Origin of the sequence: Streptomyces sp. LaBMicrA B280 (assembly GCF_049222185.1) — a bacterium.
GTDB lineage: Bacteria > Actinomycetota > Actinomycetes > Streptomycetales > Streptomycetaceae > Streptomyces > Streptomyces murinus.
The window spans coordinates 41,034-58,052 of the sequence record NZ_JBMJCT010000065.1 but is presented as its reverse complement, the minus strand read 5'-3'; the positions used below and the strand labels follow the sequence as shown (position 1 = coordinate 58,052).

The following is a 17,019-nucleotide window of genomic DNA, read 5'->3' as shown; positions in this document are numbered from 1 at the left end:
GAATCCCCACAGTTCACGGGACCCGCCGTCTACCGTGAAGCCATGCCGAAACCGTCCCGCATCGTCCACATCACCGAGCGCTCCCTGTGGGAGGCGGCCCGCGAGCGCGGCACCTACGAGGTGTCGACCCGGGGCCGCACCCTCGACCAGGTGGGCTTCATCCACTTCTCCTCCCGCGAGCAACTCCCGCCCGTCGCCGCGTTCTTGTACGGCGCGTACGACGGCCCGGACGAACTGGTGGTCCTGGTGGTCGACCCGGCGCGGCTCGACGCGCCGTTGGTGTACGAGCCGGGGACGCCGGGCGGCGAGGAATTCCCGCATCTCTACGGCCCGTTGCCGGTGAGCGCGGTGGTGGATGTGGAGCCGTGGGGATGAAGTGCCGCGCGCGGTAGGGGAGTTCAGGCCGCCGGGCGCTGGAAGCAGCGCAGCAGATTGCCCGCCGGGTCGCGGAAGGCGCAGTCGCGGACGCCCCACGGCTGGTCGGTCGGCTCCTGGAGGACATCGGCGCCGGACTCGCGCAGCCGCTCCCACAGCGCGTCGCAGTCGTCGGTGGCCAGGATGACCCCGCGCAGCATGCCCTTGGCGAGCAGCTCGGCCAGCGCCTGCCGGTCGGCCGGGGAGGCGTCCGGGTTGGCGCCCGGCGGCTCCAGCACGATCTCCACGTCCGGCTGCCGCGGCGAGCCGACGGTCACCCACCGCATCCCCTCGAAGCCCACGTCGTTGCGGACCTCCAGACCGAGGATGTCGCGGTAGAAGGCGAGGGCCTTGTCATGGTCGTCCACGGCGATGAAGCACTGCGCGAGTCGTACGTTCATGCGTTCACGCTAAGCCGGTGGGCAGGTCGGCGCGCGCGGCTCCGGGGAACGGTTCGGGGAGATCAGGGAGATCAGCAGGGGCGGCGGCGGGGCCGGGTGAACGCGCGGGCCACGCAGGAGGGGATCACCGCGGCCGGCTCGTGCGAGGCGGCACGATAGGCGCTCGGGGTCTGGCCGACCAGCTCGGTGAAACGGGAGCTGAAGGACCCCAGTGACGTACACCCCACGGCCAGGCACACCTCGGTCACCGTGAGGTCGCCGCGGCGCAGCAGCGCCTTGGCCCGCTCGATGCGGCGGGTCATGAGATAGCTGTACGGCGTCTCCCCGAACGCCTTGCGGAAGCTGCGCTGGAAATGGCCCGGGGACATCAGGGCGCCGCGCGCCAGCTCGCTCATCTCGAGCGGCTCGGCGTACTCCCGGTCCATCCGGTCCCGTACCCGCCGCAGCCGCCGCAGATCCTCCAGACTCACGCCCACCAGCTTGGCACAGCCCACCGACACCGGACCCGGGATCATCACGGGCCGCCTGCCCACCCCGTCTCCTCCTGGGCATTCCTGCGGTTTCGCTCCCAGTTCGCGCGGAATTGGCCGGGTCTTGGTTGGCTGGAGTCATGGACCACATCACGTTGCTCGTGGCGGTCGTCATCGTGACGGCGCTGGCGTTCGACTTCACGAACGGGTTCCATGACACCGCGAACGCGATGGCCACCTCCATCGCCACCGGCGCGCTCCGGCCCAGAATCGCGGTCCTGATCAGCGGTGTTCTCAATATCGCGGGCGCGTTCCTGTCCACCGAGGTGGCCCGGACGATCTCCGGGGGCATCGTGGACGACGCCCTGGTCACCCCCTCGATGATCTTCGCCGGGCTGGTCGGGGCGATCCTGTGGAACCTGGCGACCTGGCTCGCCGGGCTGCCCTCCAGTTCCTCGCACGCGCTGTTCGGCGGACTGATCGGCGCGGTCTGGGTCGGCGCGGGGTCCAAGGGCGTGCATCTGGACCAGGTGCTCGACAAGGTGCTGCTGCCCGCCGTCGTCTCCCCGGTGGTGGCCGGCGCGGCCGCCTGCGCCGCCACCTACCTCGCCTATCTGCTCTCCGCCCGCGCCCGCCCGGACCGGGTGACCAAGGGCTTCCGGCTCGGCCAGATCGCCTCCGCCTCCCTGGTCTCCCTCGCGCACGGCACCAACGACGCGCAGAAGACCATGGGCGTGATCACGCTGACCCTGATCTCCGCGGGCGCGCTCGGCCATGACGCCGGGCCACCGGTCTGGGTGATCGGCTCGGCCGGCCTCGCGATCGGCCTCGGCACCTATCTGGGCGGCTGGCGGATCATCCGCACCATGGGCAAGGGCCTGACGGAGATCCAGTCGCCGCAGGGCTTCGCCGCCGAGACGGCCTCCACCGCGGTGATCCTCACCTCCGCCCACCTCGGCTTCGCCCTGTCCACCACCCAGGTCGCCTCCGGCAGCATCCTCGGCGCGGGCCTCGGCCGCCGGCTCGCGGAGGTCCGTTGGGGCGTGGCCGGGCGGATGGCGCTGGCCTGGCTGATCACCCTGCCGTTCGCCGCGCTGGTCGGGGGCCTCGCGGCGAGCGTGGTCAAGCACGGCGGCAACGTCGGCACGGTCGTCGTCGCCCTGGTGGCGCTGGCGCTCGCCCTGGGCGTCGTCGTCATCTCCCGCCGCAACCCGGTGCACGCCGACAACGTCAACGACCACCACGAGGTCACCCTTCGCTCCCAGACCCCCACCGACATCGGCTCGGCCGTCTGAAACCCGGGAGTCCGCCATGCACATCGACTGGTCCGCCCTCGCCCGGGTCGCCGCGGTCAGCCTCGGCGTCACCGTCGCCGTGGTCGTCGTCTTCACCCTCGGCGTCCTGGGCCTCTCCCGCGCCGCCGACCGCCGCCCGGGCCCCGCCGCCACCCTGGCCCGCGCCCAGGCGGGCCTGTGCTTCCTGGCCTGCGCCGTGGTGGTGGGCTACGGCATCTACCTGATCGTGCCCAAGCTGCACTGAGCGGAATTTACAGAGTTCTACTTCAGTGTTAAATTTGTAGGCATGCCGAAGGTCCCCTCCGCCCAGCTCGTCCTCGAAGGCGCCTACCGCGCCTTCTGCCGTCACGGATTCCGTCGTACGACGATGTCGGACATCGTCGAGGAGTCACGGCTGTCCCGGCCGACCGTCTACAAGTACGCCGGGACCAAGGACGAGGTGTTCGCCACGATCGTCCGCACCGGACTGGAACGGGCCGCCGCGGCGGCCGAGCGGGCCGCGGCGGAGGCGGGCACGGCCGAGGAGAAGGTGCTCGGCGTGCTCACCGTGAAGCTGAAGGTGGCCGTCCGGCTCTGGCAGGACAGCCCCACGCACGCCTACGAGCTGCTGGCCGCGGCCTCCGCCCACACCCCCGAGCCGGTCGGCGCCTACATGGACCACCTCGCGCGGCTGCTCACCGATGCCCTGGCCGAAGCCGTCCCCGGCACCGCCCGGCAGGCGGCCGAGGTGCTGCTCACCTTCACCCGGGGCCTGGAGGACGACCTGCGCGATGCCGAGGCCGCCCGCCGGGACCTCGGCACCGGCGTGCGGATGATCACCCGAGGGGCGCTGGGCAGCCCCTCAGCCCCCGCCTGACCCACCAGCAGGCCCCAGCCGGAAGGCACCCCCTCATGAGCTCCACCACCCCCACCTCCTACCGCGACCAGCAGGCATGGCGCGACCTCCAGCGCTTCCTGCCCGAGCGGCTGCGCCTGACCGACGAGACCGCACCCGAGGAGGAGTTCTGGGACTGGCGCGGACACCGCGTCCACCTCGACCGGTACCCGAACCCCGAGGCGCGCGCCAAGGTCGTACTGCACCACGGCGTGGGCACCAACGGCCGCCAGATGTCCCTCGTCCTCGGCGCCCCGCTCGCGCGGCTCGGCTTCGAGACCGTCGCCCTCGACAACCTCGGCTACGGCCTCACCCAGGTCAGGCCGGGCACGACACCGTCGTACGACGACTGGGTCGATCTGGTCCTGGACTTCCTCGCCCATGAGCGCGCCCGCGACGACCGCCCGATCGTCCTGTACGGGCTCAGCGCGGGCGGCATGCTCACGTACCACGTGGCCGCCAAGGCGCCGCGCGGCACCCTGGCCGGCATCGTCGGCATGACCTTCCTCGACCAGCGCCTCCAGCAGGTCCGCGACGAGACCGCGCACGACCGGATCGCCGCCCGCCTCGGCGGCCCCGCGATGGGACTGCTGGCCAGGACCCCGGCCGCCGGGCTGAAGTGCCCGATGAGCCTGGCGAGCAAGATGTCGGCGCTCGCCAACGACCCCGGCGCCATGAAGGTGTTCCTCAAGGACCGCACCTCGGCCGGGAACTGGGTCAGCGTCCGCTTCCTCGACCGCTACATGAACTACGCCCCCGCGGTCGAGCCCGAGGACTTCGACGCCTGCCCCGTCCTGCTGACCCAGCCCGCCGAGGACCGCTGGACCCCGCACCACCTCAGCGTGCCGGTCCTGTCCCGCATCACGAAGGTCCCGGTCGACACCGTCCTGCTCGACAACGCGGGGCACTACCCCCTGGAGGAGCCCGGGCTACGGCAGATGCGGGACGCCATCGCGGACTTCGTCACGAAGTGCGCTGCCTGAGCGCCCACTTGAGCGCGGGCGCGGCGCGGGCGCAGGCGCGTGCGCGGGGCGGGACCGGCGTGCCAACGGTCAGGCGGAGCGCAGCAGTTCGCGCAGCTCCGCGATGCCGATGACGTACGACCGCATCGGGAACACCTTCTCCAGCAGCACCCGGTGGACCTCCTGGTCCCGGTCGGCGACACCGTCGGACAGCACGATGACCCGGTAGTCGCGGTCGGCGGCGTCGGTCAGCGTGGACAGCACGACACCGCTGGTGCTGATGCCGGAGAGGATCAGCGTGTCGATGCCGCGCTCGCGCAGCCGCTCGTACAGATCGGTCGTGGAGGCCGCGCCGATGCGGACCTTGCGTACGACGATGTCGCCGTCCTCGGGCGCGATCCGCGCGTCGACCTGGGTGTCCGGGTCCTCGTGGTGGTTGCGCTTGGCCGCGGCGAGCGGGCTGAAGGACTTGTTGGTCTCCGGGATCGCGGCCCAGTCGTCCTCGGTGAAGGCGACCCGGACATAGCCGATGGCACCACCGGCGGCGCGGACGTCGGCGATGGCGCCCTTGACCCGCTCGACCAGGGCGTCCGGGTCCGGGACGAGCGGCAGGATCCCGCCCTGGAGGTCCATCGCCAGCAGGGCGGTGCGCGCGGGGTCGATGACGGGCAGGGCGGCGGGGCTGGTCATTCGGTGGTTCTCCTCGCGGATCTCAGGGGATGTGCGGGTGGATCTCGGCCCCGGCAAGACGCTCCAGCAGCTCGACGGCCTTTTCCAGGTCGGCGCGCTCCTCCGGCCGCACGACCTGCGTGATCGCACGGGCCAGGAACGACGCGCGCCCCGCGAGCAGCCGCTCGATCAGCGCGCCGGCCGAGGGGTCGGCGCTGATCAGCTTGCGGCGGCCGTCCCGCGGGTCGGGCGCGCCGTGCACCAGCCCGGCGGCCTTCAGCACCGCGAGACTCTGGGCGATGGCCTGGGGTGTGACGTGCTCCAGCGCGGCGAGCCGCGCCGCCGTGACCGGGCCCTCGCGCACCACCTCGGCCAGCACGGCGAGTTGGGTGGCGGTCAGCCCGGTCGCGTGCTGCCCCGACTCCGCGCGCAGCCGCGCCCGCAGGCGCTTCATCGCCTGGTTGAGCCGCTGCGCGGTGTCGGAGGGGGGTGCCGGGAGAGCGGGAGTGGGGCCGGTGGTCACGCCCTCACCGTAGATTTCATCAAGTAAATTTGCCAAGTTACTTGATGAAATCTTGGGCCGGGCTCCCCGCGGAGGGCGTCCGTGGGGTCACGTCACCAGACCACGGGCAGCTCGTACACCCCGTAGACGGCCATGTCCTCCCGGAACGGGATCTGTGCCAGCGGCCGTTCCAGGCGCAGGCCCGGGAACCGGCGCAGCAACGCGGGGTAGGCGACCTGGAGTTCCATCCGGGCGAGGTTCTGGCCGAGGCACTGGTGCGGGCCGGTGCCGAAGGCGATGTGCCGGCGGGCGGCCCGGTCGATGTCCAGCCGGTCGGGGTCCTCGAAGACCTCGGGGTCGCGGTTGGCGAGATCGGTGGCGAAGACGACGCCCTCGCCCGCGCGGATCACCTGCCCGCCGACCTCCACGTCCGCGACCGCGACCCGGCGCCGGCCCAGATGCACGATGGTCAGGTACCGCAGCAGCTCCTCGACGGCGTTCACCACCCGGCGCGGCTCGCCGTCGCGCACGGCCGCGAGCTGCTCGGGGTGCTGAAGCAGGGCGCAGACGCCGAGCGCGATCATGTTGGCCGTCGTCTCGTGCCCGGCCACCAGCAGCAGCCGGGCCTGCTTGGCGCATTCGTCGCGGGTGCTGATCCCGGTCCGCAGGTACTGGACGGCCATCCGGCTGAGCAGGTCGTCGCCGGGGTCCTTCTCCTTGGCGGCCACCAGGTCGCCGAGGTAGTCCACCAGCTCCTGGGAGGCGGCGAGCGCGTCCTCGGGGGTGCTGCGGATGTCGATCATCACCGCGCTGACCCGCTGGAAGAAGGCGTGGTCGGTGTAGGGGACACCGAGCAGTTCGCAGATCACCAGCGACGGCAGCGGCAGCGCGAAGTCCCGCACCAGGTCGGCCGGGGGTCCGGACCACTCCATCGCGTCCAGCAGCTCGGTGACGATCGCCTCGATCCGGGGTCGCAGCTCATTGATCCGCTTGACGGTGAAGTCGGCGGTGAAACGCCGCCGTTGCTCATTGTGCTCCGGCTCGTCCATCGAGATGAACGTGCGGTTGTGGGCGCGGGTGGCCTGGCTTCCGGCGCTCACGCTCGGGAAGTTCGGCAGCCGGTTGTCCGCGCTGATCCGCTCGTCCCGCAGCAGCGCGACCTGGTCGGCGTGCCGGGTCACCAGCCAGGCGGTGTTGCCGTCCCACAGGGAGATACGGGCCAACGGGCCCTCGGTGAGCAGCCGGTGGCGCTCGGGCGGGGGGTCGAAGGGGCAGCCGGGGGCGCGGTGGGTGGCGTAGGCGGGGGGCGCGGCCGGGGCCGGGTTCGGTGCCGCGGTCGGGGCCGGGGCCGGCGGCACGGTGGGGGTCTCGGTCATCGTCGTGGACCTCCTCGGTTACTTAACAAAAGTAAGTAAGTTACTTTCATGTTACTCCGGTGGGTGGGCGGCGCGGAATGGGTGTAGGGGGCAAGTTTCGGCCAGAGGCGCCGGGGGCGGGGACCGTACGACATGATCGGTGGATGGACCGACGGGTGGACCCCATGGAACCCGAGGGGCGGGCGGCCCTGGACGGCCTCTACACCGCGCTCTCGGCGCTCGCGTACACCATGACCGGCAACCGCGCGCACAGCAGGCTGCGCCGGGAGGCCGGGGTCTCGGTGGACCGGGCGTCCCTCGCGGTGCTGCGGGTCCTGGCCGCGTCGCCGGAACCCCTGCGGATGGGCGAGCTCGCCGAGGCCCTGATGGTGAACGCCCCGCATGTCACCCGCGAGGTGCGCCGACTGGAGGACGGCGGCCTGGTCGCCACCACCCGGGAGCCGGGAGACCAGCGGGCACGCCGGGCGCGGGCCACCGGCGAGGGCCGCGAGGCGGTCGCGCGCGCCGAGGCCACGGGGAAGCGGTGGCTGGGCGAGGCGCTGGAGGAGTTCTCGCCGGAGGAACTGGACACGGCGGCGGCGGTGATCAACCGGATCGTGGCGGTGTTCCGGCCGTGAGGGGTGTGGGGTGGCTGGGCGGAGTGGTGGCCGGGGTTTCGGTGGGGTTGCCGGGTGGGCCGGTGGCCGGGGACTCGACGGGTCGGCCGGGCTGAGCGGTGGCCGGGGTCTTGGTGGGTCGGCAGGGCTAGGTGGTCGTCGGGGGCTTGGTGGGTCGGCCCGGCTGGGTGGTGGCTGGGGTCTTGGCGGGTCGGTCGGGGGAGGCGGTGGCCGGAGCCTCGGTCGGGTGGCCGGGGTTTCGGTGGGGTTGCCGGGTGGACCGGTGGCCGGGGACTCGGCGGGTCCTCCGGGCTGAGCAGCGGCCGGGGACTCGACGGGTCGTCCGGGCCAGGCGGTGGCCGGGGACTCGGTGGGTCGGCCGGGGGGAAGCGCTGGCCGCAGGGCGTCGGCGGGGCCGGCTGCCGGGCTAGGTGGTGGCCGGGGACTCGACGGGTCGTCCGGGGTAGGCGGCGGCCGGGGGCACGGTGGGTCGGCCGAGGGGAAGTGCCGACCCCGGGGCCTCGGCGGGGCCGGCTGCCGGGCTACGCGGTGGCCGGGGCCTCGGTGGGATCCGTCGTGCTCGCGCGGGTCGTCGCCTCCGTGGGTGCCTCCGTGGGCGGGGTGAGGAGGTAGCGCGCGGCGACCGCCCGGTTGTACCGGTCCAGCATCGCGCCCAGCGTCCGCAGGTCCTCCGGGTCCCAGTCGCCCAGCAGTTCGGCGTGGCTCTCGGTGCGCCGGTCCCGTACGACCCGCATCTCGCGCAGCCCGTCCGGGGTGGGCGTGACCACCCAGCGGCGCCGGTCGGCCGGGTCGGCGGCGCGTTCGACCAGTCCGGCGGCGGTGAGCGCGGAGACCTGCCGGCCCGCGGTGGAGGGGTCGAGGCCGAGGGTGCAGGCGAGGGTGGTGATGGTCATCGGGCCGCCGTCGCTGAGGGTGCGCAGCAGCAGATACTGCGCCCGGTCGAGACGGTCGTGGACATCGGTGCGCCGGTGCAGCAGCTCGAAGTTGCGCATCAGCACGGCCGTCTGACGCTCGATCACATTGAGCGCCGGGTCCGCTCCGGTCATCGTGTACCGCCGTCTCGCCGTCGACTGATACCAGTATCGCATCAGCGGTTATCGGTATGATACCGATAGTTACCGGTATCGTACCGGGATTGCAAGGATCCGGACCTGAAGGTTCCGGATCATTGGGGGGAGTGGACAGGGGTGGACCGAGGAGTGGCCGCGCTGCGCGGAATACGGGACAGGGTGGTCGGCTCGGACCCGGGGCTGAACCGGCTGCGCATGGCCCTGTCGGCGGCGCTGGCGATGGCCAGCACCCTGGGCATCGAGTACCTGTACGCCACCGCGACCTACGCGGGCCCCCAGGGCACCTTGATCGCGATGCTGCTCGGCACCGTCATGGCGATGATGGGCTCGATGGCCCTGTCCGGCACCGGCGTCTGGCCGAAGGTGCGCACCGCCGTCTTCTTCCCGCCGGCCATCGGCATCGGGATGCTCGCGGGCGTCGCGGTGGCCGGTCGTACGGATCTGATGCTGTGCGTCTTCGTCGCCGTGATGTTCGTGGCGGTCTTCGTACGCCGCTTCGGCATGGCCTTCTTCTTCTACGGCTTCATGATCTGGATGGGCTACTTCTTCGCCGCGTTCCTCGGCGCGCAGCTGTCCATGCTGCCCGCCCTGCTGTCGGCGGTCGGTGTCGCGACGGGCTGGGTGCTGCTGCTGTCGCTGACCGTGCTGCGCACCAATCCGCGCCGCACCCTGCGCCGGGTGCGCGAGGCCTTCGGCGCGCGGGCCCGTGCGGTGGCCCGCGCCGGCGCCGATCTGCTGGCGGCCGACCCGTGGCCCGCGCCGGCGCCGATCTGCTGGCGGCCGACCCGCGCCGCCACGCCCGGCTGCGTCGTCGGCTGCATGCCCGCCAACTGCGCCTGTCCGAGGCCGCGTTGATGATCGAGGGCTGGTCGGCGGAGCCCGGTGCGCTGCCCGTGGGCTGGTCCGGCCCCGCGCTGCGGCGGCGGCTGCTGGACGCGCATCTCGCGATCGACGCGCTGGCCGCCGCGGCCGAGACCCTGGCCGAGGACGGCGGGGAACTGCTCCCCGAGGCCGCCCGCATCGCCGGGCATCTGGGCCGCCGGGAGTACGGCGCGGTGGAGTACGTGGCCCGCCCCCTGCTGGAACCCCGTACGGGTACGGCGGCACCGGGCACCGGCCGCTGGCCCGCCCACCATCTGGCGGCCGCGGCCGTCGAGTACGTCACCCTGGCGCGCACCGCCACCGCCCCGCCGCCGTACGACGACATCACCGACGAGGCGTACGACCCCGTCGTCACCCTGGCCCAGGGCAATCTGCCCGGTTCGGCGGCGGTGGCCTCGGACGTCGCGGCGCGCGGCAGCCGCTGGAACCCGCTGAGCCGGCTGACGCTGACGACCCGGCAGGCGATCCAGGTCGCCGTCGCCGGCACCCTCGCGATCCTGGCGGGCCGGGAGCTGTCGCAGGCCCGCTACTACTGGGCGGTGCTGGCCGCGTTCATCGCCTTCGCCGGGACCGCGACCCGCTCCGAGACCTCCATCAAGGCGGTCAACCGGGTGGTCGGCACCCTCGTCGGCCTGGGCGCGGGCATCGGCCTCGCGCATCTCACCGCCGGGCACACCGCGTGGGTGCTGGTGGTGATCGTGACCAGCATGTCCCTGGGCTTCTACCTGGTGAACGTCAGCTACGCCTGCATGATCTTCTTCGTCACCATCATGGTGTCTCAGCTCTACAGCGTCCTGCACGAGTTCTCCGCCGGCCTCCTGCTGCTCCGCCTGGAGGAAACCGCCCTCGGTGCGGCGATCGGCATCGCGGTGGCCTACTTCATCCTCCCCACCAGCACCCGCGACACGGTGGAGACGGCCCGCCGGGCCTACTTCAGGGCGCTCGCGAACCTACTGGACCGCGCGACCCAGACGGGCGCGGACGGCACCGAACTCGACGCCCTCGCCCGCTCCCTGGACCACCGCCTCCAGCAACTCACCCTGGTGGCACGCCCCTTGACCCGCCCGATGACCTGGGGCGTCAACTCCCGTCTGGTCCGCCACCGCCTGACCCTCTACGCCGCCACCACCCGCCAGGCCCGCGCGCTGGTCCGCAGCGGCTTCCCGGTCCCACCGGAACTGGCCGACGCCTGCACCGCGTTGTCGCGTGCCGCCACCGCCCTCGCCGGGTCGACCCCCCGCCCCGACCACCCCGTCCCCGACGTCACCGAGGCCCTGAGCACGGCGGCCACCACCCTCCTGAGCCACCGCCCCCACCACCCGGGAACCCCGGTCACCCAACCCCTGGTCCACCTCCGCCAGCTGCTGACCGAACTGGCCATGCTCCCGACACCTCCGACGACCCCCGCCCCCGCCAACCAGCCGACGACCAGCCCGCGCTGACGCCCTCACCTACGATCGGTCCGGCTCCGGGGACAGCTTCGCCCTAGTGATCGGCGAGTAGTTCGACCTTGATGGCGAGCGCGCCGAGCGCTTCCTTCTCGGGTGGGTAGATGGCCCGGATGTCGGCGAGCTGCCGGTCGCGGCCGGCGTTCGGATTGACCTTGGCCGGGCCCTCGCCGTCGAGAAGAGCCTCGAAGTCCGGGTACTCGGTGACCCGCCCGACCCGCACGTCGCAGGTCTCGTCGGTGCCCTTGACCCGGAAACGGATGGTGTCGCCCGCCGCCAGGTCGGCGAGGTGCGGGTACTTCACCCGCACCTCCACGGTCTTGGCACCCACCGCGACAAGATCGAAGTACCGGCGATAGAGACTCAGCTCGCGAACGCGGGCGGGAGTGTCGGTCATGGGGCGGCAGGATGGCCGGGAGACCGCGCACACGCAAGGGGGCCCCGCCGGACATGCCGACGGGACCCCCTTGCGGTGGGAGAGGAAGGGTCAGGCCTTCTTCGTCTCCCAGAAGATCTTGTCGATCTGGGCGATGTAGTCGAGCGCCTTCTGGCCCGTCGCCGGGTCGGTGGAGCCCTTGGCGGCCGAGAGGGCCTTCAGGGTGTCGTTGACCAGCTGGTGCAGCTCGGGGTACTTCTCGAAGTGCGGGGCCTTGAAGTAGTCGCTCCAGAGGACGGAGACGTGGTGCTTCGCGAGCTCCGCGCGCTGCTCCTTGATGATGGTGGCGCGGGCCTGGAAGTGGGGGTCGTCGTTGCCGGCCATCTTGTCCTGGACGGCCTTGACCGACTCCGCCTCGATGCGGGCCTGGGCCGGGTCGTACACGCCGCAGGGCAGGTCGCAGTGGGCGCTGACCTTGACCTTGGGGGCAAACAGGCGGGAAAGCATGGAGCATTCCTTCCTCGTGATCGTCTTCTCAAGGGCGAGATTACTCCCTGAGGGACCTGTTTTCCTGAGTGCCCCCCAAGGCTTAGGACAAAAGTCCGGGGTCAGACTGAGACTGGTGGAGGAACGGACCGGGGAGGTGCCGGGAATGCCGGAGCTGTCGCAGGAGGGTGAGCGGGGCAGGTCGCCCGCGCCGTTCGGGCTGGCCGAGGTGACGGGGCCGTCCATGGTGCCCACGCTCCAGCACGGCGATCAGCTGCTGGTGCGGTACGGGGGCGTCGTCCGGCCCGGTGACATCGTCGTACTGCGGCATCCGTTCCAGCAGGATCTGCTGGTGGTCAAGCGGGCCGTGGAGCGGCGCGAGGGCGGCTGGTGGGTGCTCGGGGACAACCCGTACGCGGGTGGGGACAGCACTGATTACGGGGTGGTGCCGCAGGAGCTGGTGCTGGGCCGGGCCTGGCTGCGGGTGCGGCCGTTCAGGGCCGGTCAGCGTTCGCCGCTGGCCGTGCTGGGCTGGGCCTTCTCGGCCGTACGGCCGCTGCTCGGGGACCGGTCGGCCTCCAGGCGCTTGCGGGCCCGGTAGGCGGCCACGTTCGCGCGGGTGGCGCAGCGGTCGGAGCAGTAGCGCCGGGAGCGGTTGGTCGAGGTGTCCAGGTAGGCGTTGCGGCAGGGGGCCGCCTGGCACAGGCCGAGCCGGTCGACGCCGTACTCGGTGAGATGGAAGGCGAGACCCATCGCCGCGATCGCCGCGTAGCCCGCGGTGGCGTTGGAGGGGTGGTCGGCCAGGTGCATGTGCCACAGCGGGCGGTCGTCCTCGTCCCGGTGGTCGTGGCCGGAGATCTGGGGGCTGACCGGGAACTCCAGCAGCAGCGAGTTCAGCAGGTCCACCGCGAGCGTCTCGTCGCCCCCGTCGGCCGCCTCGAACACCGAGCGCAGCCGGGCCCGGACCGAACGGAAGCGGGTGACATCGGCGTCGGTGGCACGGCGGGCCGCGGACGCGTTGACGCCGAAGAGGTCACGGATGGCCTCGACCGAGGTCAGGCAGTCCTTGCCCCGGGTCGGTTCCTCGGTGTTGACGAGTCGTACGGCGTAATCCGAGTAATAGGCCAGTTCCACTTGTAGTCCTTACGGGCGCGCTCTATCGTCGTACCAGCGGTCGGGTAACAGTCGATCGTGCATCCAGGGTATTACGCGAGCGAGGGGAAAGGCGGGCTCCATGACCACGAGTACCGGAACCGACTGGGCGGCCTGGCAGAACAGCTGGGACCGGCAGCAGGAGTGGTACATGCCGGACCGTGAGGACCGCTTCCGGATCATGCTCGACATGGTCGAGGCCCTCGTCGGTACGGCGCCCCGCGTGCTCGACCTCGCCTGCGGCACCGGCAGCATCACCGCCCGGCTGCTGGCGCGGTTCCCCGAGGCCACCAGCACCGGCGTCGACCTCGACCCGGCCCTGCTCGCCATCGCGCGCGGCACCTTCGAGGGCGACGACCGGGTCTCCTTCGTGACCGCCGATCTCAAGGACCCCGACTGGGCGACGGGGCTGCCGTACGAGTCGTACGACGCCGTGCTGACCGCGACGGCCCTGCACTGGCTGCACAGCGAACCCCTCGCGGACCTCTATGGCCGGATCGCGGAACTCGTCCGCGCCGGCGGTGTGTTCATGAACGCGGACCACATGATCGACGACAGCACGCCCCGGATCAACGCGGCCGAGCGCGCCCAGCGGCACGCCCGTATGGATCAGGCCAAGCGGGACGGCGCCCTGGACTGGGCCGAGTGGTGGCAGGTCGCGGCGAAGGACCCGGTGCTCGCCGAGCCGACCGCCCGCCGCTTCGAGATCTACGGCGAGCACGCCGACGGCGACATGCCCTCCGCGGACTGGCACGCGCGCACCCTGCGGGAGAGGGGCTTCGCCGAGGCCAGGCCCGTGTGGTGCTCCCCGTCGGACAGTCTGGTCCTCGCCCTCAAGTAGGGCCTCGGGCAAGGGCGGACGGGGGACGGGCGAAGGGTCGGTGCGCGCACCGACCCTTCCCCCGTCCGTTCGTCTCGCGGTCGGTTACAGAACCTTCGACAGGAACGACTGGGTCCGCTCGTGCTGCGGATTCGTCAACACGTCCCGCGGATGGCCGGATTCGACCACGACACCGCCGTCCATGAACACCAGGCTGTCGCCCACCTCGCGGGCGAAACCCATCTCATGGGTGACGACGACCATCGTCATCCCGGACTCGGCGAGGTCGCGCATGACGTCCAGGACATCGCCGACCAGCTCCGGATCCAGGGCCGAGGTCGGCTCGTCGAACAGCATCAGCTTGGGGTCCATCGCGAGCGCCCGCGCGATCGCCACCCGCTGCTGCTGGCCGCCGGAGAGCTGCGAGGGGTAGTTGCCCGCCTTGTCGGCCAGGCCCACCCGCTCCAGGAGCTGCCCGGCACGCTCCCGCGCCTCGCCCTTGGCCACGCCCTTGACCTGGACCGGCGCCTCCATGACGTTCTCCAGCGCCGTCATGTGCGGGAACAGGTTGAAGCGCTGGAAGACCATGCCGATGTCCCGGCGCTTCATGGCGACTTCGCTGTCCTTGAGCTCGTACAGCTTGCCGCCCTTCTGGCGGTAGCCGACCAGCTCGCCGTCGACGTACAGCCGCCCGGCGTTGATCTTCTCCAGGTGGTTGATGCACCGCAGGAAGGTGGACTTGCCCGAGCCCGAGGGGCCGATGAGGCAGAACACCTCGCCGGGGCGCACCTCCAGATCGATGCCCTTGAGCACCTCCACATGCCCGAACGACTTGTGGACGCCCTCCGCCCGGACCATCGCGGCGGTGTCCGCGGCCACCGAGTCCGGCTTGCTCAGCTTGTCGCTCATGCCATGACCTTCCTGCTGGAGAAGGTCGTCAGATGCGCCCTGACCTTCTGCCACGGGGTGGGCGGGAGGCTGCGGCTGGAACCGCGGGCGTAGTACCGCTCGATGTAGTACTGGCCCACGCTGAGCACCGAGGTCATGATCAGGTACCAGGCCGCGGCCAGGAAGTACATCTCCACCGGGGCGCCGGAGTTCTGGCCGATGTCCTGGGCGTAGCGGAACAGTTCGGGATACTGGACGGCCGCCACGAGCGAGGTCGTCTTCAGCATGTTGATGACCTCGTTGCCGGTCGGCGGCACGATCACCCGCATCGCCTGCGGGATGACCACCCGGCGCAGCGTCCTCGCGTGGCTCATGCCCAGCGCCTGGGCCGCCTCGGTCTGGCCCTCGTCCACCGCGAGCAGGCCCGCCCGGCAGATCTCGGCCATGTACGCCGCCTCGTTCAGACCCAGGCCGAGCAGCGCCGTCAGCAGCGGCGTCATGAAGTTCGACCAGTAGTCCTTGTAGAAGGGCATCAGGTTGATGTACTCGAAGACCAGGCCCAGGTTGAACCACAGGAACAGCTGGACCAGGACCGGGGTGCCGCGGAAGAACCAGATGTAGAACCACGCGATGGACGAGGTCACCGGGTTCTTCGAGAGCCGCATGACGGCCAGGACGACGCCGCCGACGATGCCGATCAGCATCGAGAGGACCGTCAGCAGAAGCGTTTTGCTGACACCGGTCATGATCCGGTGGTCGAAGAAGTACTCCGGCACCGCATGCCAGTTGATCTTGCCCTGGCTGAAGGCGTTGATGATCGCGACGAGGATCGCGATGGCGACGACGGCGGACACATAGCGTCCGTAGTGCCGCACCGGGATGGCCCGGATGGCTTCCGGGCCGGCCGGGGGAGTGCCCTGCCCCCCGGCCGTCTTCTCTATGTCAGTCACGGATGTGCTGCCTCTCGGTGGCCGCTGGGTACGCCGCGGGTCACTTGCCGCCGTTGATCACGGATTCCTTGACGGCGCCGTCCTGGGCGCCCCACTTCTCGAGGATCTTCTGGTACTCGCCGTTCTTGATGATCGCGTCCATCGCGGCCTTGAGCGCGTCCCGCAGCTGGCCGGACTCCTTGGAGACCGCGATGCCGTACGGCGCCGCCGAGACCTGGTCGCCGACGATCTGGAAGTCCTTGCCGCCGCCCGAGGTCTTCGCCGCGTACGCCGCGACCGGGAAGTCGGAGGAGGCCGCGTCCACGCCGCCCGAGCGCAGCCGGGTCTGGGACTGCTGGTCGTCGTCGAAGGGTTCGATGGAGAGCTTCTTGCCGGCCGGACACTTCTTGGCCTCGGCCTTGGCCAGGTCCTCCGAGACGGTGCTGCGCTCGACGGCGATCTTCTTGCCGCACAGGTCGGACCAGCCGGTGATGCCCTGGGTGTCGCCCTTGCGCGTGTAGATCGAGACGCCGGCGGTCAGGTAGTCGACGAAGTCGACGCCCTCGCCGACCTTCTTGCCGGTGTCCGGGTCGATGCCCTGCTGGCGGTCCTTGTTGTCGGTCATGGCCGACATGGCTATGTCGTAGCGGCCCGAACGCAGGCCGGTGAGCAGGGCGTCGAAGGTGCCGTTGCGGAACTCGAAGGTCACCCCGAGCTGCTTGCCCAGCGCGGCGGCGAGGTCCGGGTCCAGACCGACGGCCTTGCCGCTGGAGTCCTTGAACTCCACCGGGGCGTACGCGATGTCCGAGCCGACCAGGATCTTGCCCTTGCCGCGGATGGACTGCGGGAGCTTGCTCGCGAGCGGGGCACCGGACGCGGTGCCGCCGGAGTCGTTGCTCTTGTCCTTCGTCTGGTCACCGCAGCCGGTGAGCAGCAGGGCGCCTGCGACCGCGATCGCACCGACCGCAGCCAGCCGGGGACGCGTGGCGGTCGAACGACGGGTGGAACGTGCGGTCATCGTGGATTCCTCCGGCGTATGCGAAGAGTTTGCCGCTGGGTAGACGAGAACACACACCATTGGGTGGCGCGACCTCGCGGGTTTACGGCATCTTGCCATTCGGACTACGCCATTCAGGGGCGCCGATATGTCAAAATCGGATAACGGGTGACCCCCGAACCCCATCAGGTCGGTACATCCTTGGTCTCTCGGTGCCATACCGCACCGGGCCACCTGCGCGAATCCCGTCCCACCGCCGGAGAACCTCCGGCACATCTCAACATGTGGACGACCGGACATGTGGGTGTCGTACGACCGTGTCGTACGCCCGCCGCAGCCGTCCGGGCCCCCGCCGAGTCCCGGAGCCCCGCGTCGCCGTCAGCGCGGCCGT

22 protein-coding genes are annotated in these 17,019 nt (G+C 71.2%); 10 read left to right on the top strand and 12 right to left on the bottom strand.

The features are described 5' to 3' along the window. Positions 1–42 precede the first annotated feature (42 nt). Positions 43–375, top strand: coding sequence for a DUF952 domain-containing protein (locus ACLF5H_RS36085; RefSeq protein ID WP_421680218.1), 333 nt, complete (start codon positions 43–45; stop codon positions 373–375). A gap of 23 nt (positions 376–398) precedes the next feature. On the opposite strand, the gene ACLF5H_RS36080 is transcribed toward ACLF5H_RS36085, so the two are convergent. Continuing rightward, positions 399–815: a VOC family protein gene (locus tag ACLF5H_RS36080; protein ID WP_421680217.1), complete on the bottom strand. Its 417-nt coding sequence runs from the start codon at positions 813–815 to the stop codon at positions 399–401. Positions 816–886: 71 nt separating this feature from the next. Further along, positions 887–1,330, bottom strand: a complete 444-nt coding sequence (locus tag ACLF5H_RS36075; RefSeq protein WP_421680332.1) for a helix-turn-helix transcriptional regulator — start codon at positions 1,328–1,330, stop codon at positions 887–889. Between the two features lie 95 nt (positions 1,331–1,425). Here ACLF5H_RS36075 and ACLF5H_RS36070 point away from each other — a divergent pair, with 95 nt between their 5' ends. From ACLF5H_RS36070 to ACLF5H_RS36055, 4 genes are read left to right on the top strand one after another with little or no spacing between them, the layout of a single operon-like run. Further along, a complete protein-coding gene (locus tag ACLF5H_RS36070; protein ID WP_421680216.1) occupies positions 1,426–2,580 on the top strand; it encodes an inorganic phosphate transporter in 1,155 nt (384 codons plus the stop codon). 16 nt (positions 2,581–2,596) lie between these two features. Beyond that, complete coding sequence (locus ACLF5H_RS36065; RefSeq protein WP_421680215.1) at positions 2,597–2,824, top strand: hypothetical protein; 228 nt, start codon at positions 2,597–2,599, stop codon at positions 2,822–2,824. A 42-nt stretch (positions 2,825–2,866) separates the two neighbouring features. Continuing rightward, positions 2,867–3,436 carry a TetR/AcrR family transcriptional regulator gene (locus tag ACLF5H_RS36060; protein WP_421680214.1) on the top strand — a complete coding sequence of 190 codons (570 nt, stop codon included), beginning with the start codon at positions 2,867–2,869 and terminating at the stop codon, positions 3,434–3,436. A gap of 35 nt (positions 3,437–3,471) precedes the next feature. Continuing rightward, on the top strand, positions 3,472–4,437 hold the full coding sequence (locus tag ACLF5H_RS36055) for an alpha/beta hydrolase (RefSeq protein WP_421680213.1): 966 nt from the start codon (positions 3,472–3,474) through the stop codon (positions 4,435–4,437). A gap of 69 nt (positions 4,438–4,506) precedes the next feature. Here ACLF5H_RS36055 and ACLF5H_RS36050 read toward each other — a convergent pair whose 3' ends face one another. From ACLF5H_RS36050 to ACLF5H_RS36040, 3 genes are all read right to left on the bottom strand, one after another. After that, positions 4,507–5,106: a cysteine hydrolase family protein gene (locus ACLF5H_RS36050; RefSeq protein ID WP_421680212.1), complete on the bottom strand. Its 600-nt coding sequence runs from the start codon at positions 5,104–5,106 to the stop codon at positions 4,507–4,509. A gap of 22 nt (positions 5,107–5,128) precedes the next feature. Then, the gene (locus ACLF5H_RS36045; RefSeq protein ID WP_421680211.1) at positions 5,129–5,608 is read right to left on the bottom strand and encodes a MarR family winged helix-turn-helix transcriptional regulator; all 480 of its coding nucleotides are present in this window, start codon (positions 5,606–5,608) and stop codon (positions 5,129–5,131) included. Between the two features lie 92 nt (positions 5,609–5,700). Then, the gene (locus ACLF5H_RS36040; RefSeq protein WP_421680210.1) at positions 5,701–6,963 is read right to left on the bottom strand and encodes a cytochrome P450; all 1,263 of its coding nucleotides are present in this window, start codon (positions 6,961–6,963) and stop codon (positions 5,701–5,703) included. Between the two features lie 143 nt (positions 6,964–7,106). On the opposite strand from ACLF5H_RS36040, the gene ACLF5H_RS36035 reads away from it, so the two are divergent. After that, the gene (locus tag ACLF5H_RS36035; protein WP_421680209.1) at positions 7,107–7,580 is read left to right on the top strand and encodes a MarR family winged helix-turn-helix transcriptional regulator; all 474 of its coding nucleotides are present in this window, start codon (positions 7,107–7,109) and stop codon (positions 7,578–7,580) included. A gap of 521 nt (positions 7,581–8,101) precedes the next feature. On the opposite strand, the gene ACLF5H_RS36030 is transcribed toward ACLF5H_RS36035, so the two are convergent. After that, positions 8,102–8,626 carry a MarR family winged helix-turn-helix transcriptional regulator gene (locus ACLF5H_RS36030; RefSeq protein WP_421680208.1) on the bottom strand — a complete coding sequence of 175 codons (525 nt, stop codon included), beginning with the start codon at positions 8,624–8,626 and terminating at the stop codon, positions 8,102–8,104. A 141-nt stretch (positions 8,627–8,767) separates the two neighbouring features. On the opposite strand from ACLF5H_RS36030, the gene ACLF5H_RS36025 reads away from it, so the two are divergent. Then, complete coding sequence (locus ACLF5H_RS36025) at positions 8,768–9,505, top strand: hypothetical protein (protein ID WP_421680207.1); 738 nt, start codon at positions 8,768–8,770, stop codon at positions 9,503–9,505. After that, the gene (locus ACLF5H_RS36020; protein ID WP_421680206.1) at positions 9,400–10,974 is read left to right on the top strand and encodes an FUSC family protein; all 1,575 of its coding nucleotides are present in this window, start codon (positions 9,400–9,402) and stop codon (positions 10,972–10,974) included. Before ACLF5H_RS36025 ends, ACLF5H_RS36020 begins: the two co-directional genes overlap by 106 nt. 43 nt (positions 10,975–11,017) lie before the next feature. On the opposite strand, the gene ACLF5H_RS36015 is transcribed toward ACLF5H_RS36020, so the two are convergent. Both ACLF5H_RS36015 and sodN read right to left on the bottom strand, forming a co-directional pair. Then, a complete protein-coding gene (locus ACLF5H_RS36015; RefSeq protein WP_421680205.1) occupies positions 11,018–11,377 on the bottom strand; it encodes an ASCH domain-containing protein in 360 nt (119 codons plus the stop codon). Positions 11,378–11,467: 90 nt separating this feature from the next. Continuing rightward, positions 11,468–11,863, bottom strand: coding sequence for a superoxide dismutase, Ni (sodN, locus tag ACLF5H_RS36010; protein ID WP_421680204.1), 396 nt, complete (start codon positions 11,861–11,863; stop codon positions 11,468–11,470). Positions 11,864–12,008: 145 nt separating this feature from the next. Between sodN and sodX the strand changes: the two genes are divergently transcribed. Beyond that, on the top strand, positions 12,009–12,443 hold the full coding sequence (gene sodX / locus ACLF5H_RS36005) for a nickel-type superoxide dismutase maturation protease (RefSeq protein ID WP_421680331.1): 435 nt from the start codon (positions 12,009–12,011) through the stop codon (positions 12,441–12,443). On the opposite strand, the gene ACLF5H_RS36000 is transcribed toward sodX, so the two are convergent. Continuing rightward, positions 12,347–12,976: a CGNR zinc finger domain-containing protein gene (locus ACLF5H_RS36000; protein WP_421680203.1), complete on the bottom strand. Its 630-nt coding sequence runs from the start codon at positions 12,974–12,976 to the stop codon at positions 12,347–12,349. The two genes, sodX and ACLF5H_RS36000, sit on opposite strands and share 97 nt — an antisense overlap. 100 nt (positions 12,977–13,076) lie before the next feature. Here ACLF5H_RS36000 and ACLF5H_RS35995 point away from each other — a divergent pair, with 100 nt between their 5' ends. Further along, the gene (locus tag ACLF5H_RS35995; protein ID WP_421680202.1) at positions 13,077–13,835 is read left to right on the top strand and encodes a class I SAM-dependent methyltransferase; all 759 of its coding nucleotides are present in this window, start codon (positions 13,077–13,079) and stop codon (positions 13,833–13,835) included. Between the two features lie 84 nt (positions 13,836–13,919). Here the strand turns inward: ACLF5H_RS35995 and ACLF5H_RS35990 are convergent, their stop codons facing one another. Genes ACLF5H_RS35990 through ACLF5H_RS35980 form a run of 3 tightly spaced genes read right to left on the bottom strand, consistent with a single transcriptional unit; the run spans position 13,920 to position 16,649 of the window. Beyond that, complete coding sequence (locus tag ACLF5H_RS35990) at positions 13,920–14,723, bottom strand: amino acid ABC transporter ATP-binding protein (protein WP_421680201.1); 804 nt, start codon at positions 14,721–14,723, stop codon at positions 13,920–13,922. Continuing rightward, positions 14,720–15,652, bottom strand: a complete 933-nt coding sequence (locus ACLF5H_RS35985; protein ID WP_421680200.1) for an amino acid ABC transporter permease — start codon at positions 15,650–15,652, stop codon at positions 14,720–14,722. The genes ACLF5H_RS35990 and ACLF5H_RS35985 overlap by 4 nt, the downstream gene beginning before the upstream one ends. A 40-nt stretch (positions 15,653–15,692) precedes the next feature. Next, positions 15,693–16,649 carry an ABC transporter substrate-binding protein gene (locus tag ACLF5H_RS35980; protein WP_421680199.1) on the bottom strand — a complete coding sequence of 319 codons (957 nt, stop codon included), beginning with the start codon at positions 16,647–16,649 and terminating at the stop codon, positions 15,693–15,695. Positions 16,650–17,019 lie beyond the last annotated feature (370 nt).

Bases quoted from the DNA above. Each gene is read 5' to 3' on its own strand.
- ACLF5H_RS36085 (WP_421680218.1), top strand. From the start codon at position 43: ATGCCGAAACCGTCCCGCATCGTCCACATCACCGAGCGCTCCCTGTGG.
- ACLF5H_RS36080 (WP_421680217.1), bottom strand. From the start codon at position 815: ATGAACGTACGACTCGCGCAGTGCTTCATCGCCGTGGACGACCATGAC.
- ACLF5H_RS36075 (WP_421680332.1), bottom strand. From the start codon at position 1,330: ATGATCCCGGGTCCGGTGTCGGTGGGCTGTGCCAAGCTGGTGGGCGTG.
- ACLF5H_RS36070 (WP_421680216.1), top strand. From the start codon at position 1,426: ATGGACCACATCACGTTGCTCGTGGCGGTCGTCATCGTGACGGCGCTG.
- ACLF5H_RS36065 (WP_421680215.1), top strand. From the start codon at position 2,597: ATGCACATCGACTGGTCCGCCCTCGCCCGGGTCGCCGCGGTCAGCCTC.
- ACLF5H_RS36060 (WP_421680214.1), top strand. From the start codon at position 2,867: ATGCCGAAGGTCCCCTCCGCCCAGCTCGTCCTCGAAGGCGCCTACCGC.
- ACLF5H_RS36055 (WP_421680213.1), top strand. From the start codon at position 3,472: ATGAGCTCCACCACCCCCACCTCCTACCGCGACCAGCAGGCATGGCGC.
- ACLF5H_RS36050 (WP_421680212.1), bottom strand. From the start codon at position 5,106: ATGACCAGCCCCGCCGCCCTGCCCGTCATCGACCCCGCGCGCACCGCC.
- ACLF5H_RS36040 (WP_421680210.1), bottom strand. From the start codon at position 6,963: ATGACCGAGACCCCCACCGTGCCGCCGGCCCCGGCCCCGACCGCGGCA.
- ACLF5H_RS36035 (WP_421680209.1), top strand. From the start codon at position 7,107: ATGGACCGACGGGTGGACCCCATGGAACCCGAGGGGCGGGCGGCCCTG.
- ACLF5H_RS36030 (WP_421680208.1), bottom strand. From the start codon at position 8,626: ATGACCGGAGCGGACCCGGCGCTCAATGTGATCGAGCGTCAGACGGCC.
- ACLF5H_RS36015 (WP_421680205.1), bottom strand. From the start codon at position 11,377: ATGACCGACACTCCCGCCCGCGTTCGCGAGCTGAGTCTCTATCGCCGG.
- sodN (WP_421680204.1), bottom strand. From the start codon at position 11,863: ATGCTTTCCCGCCTGTTTGCCCCCAAGGTCAAGGTCAGCGCCCACTGC.
- sodX (WP_421680331.1), top strand. From the start codon at position 12,009: ATGCCGGAGCTGTCGCAGGAGGGTGAGCGGGGCAGGTCGCCCGCGCCG.
- ACLF5H_RS35995 (WP_421680202.1), top strand. From the start codon at position 13,077: ATGACCACGAGTACCGGAACCGACTGGGCGGCCTGGCAGAACAGCTGG.
- ACLF5H_RS35990 (WP_421680201.1), bottom strand. From the start codon at position 14,723: ATGAGCGACAAGCTGAGCAAGCCGGACTCGGTGGCCGCGGACACCGCC.
- ACLF5H_RS35980 (WP_421680199.1), bottom strand. From the start codon at position 16,649: ATGACCGCACGTTCCACCCGTCGTTCGACCGCCACGCGTCCCCGGCTG.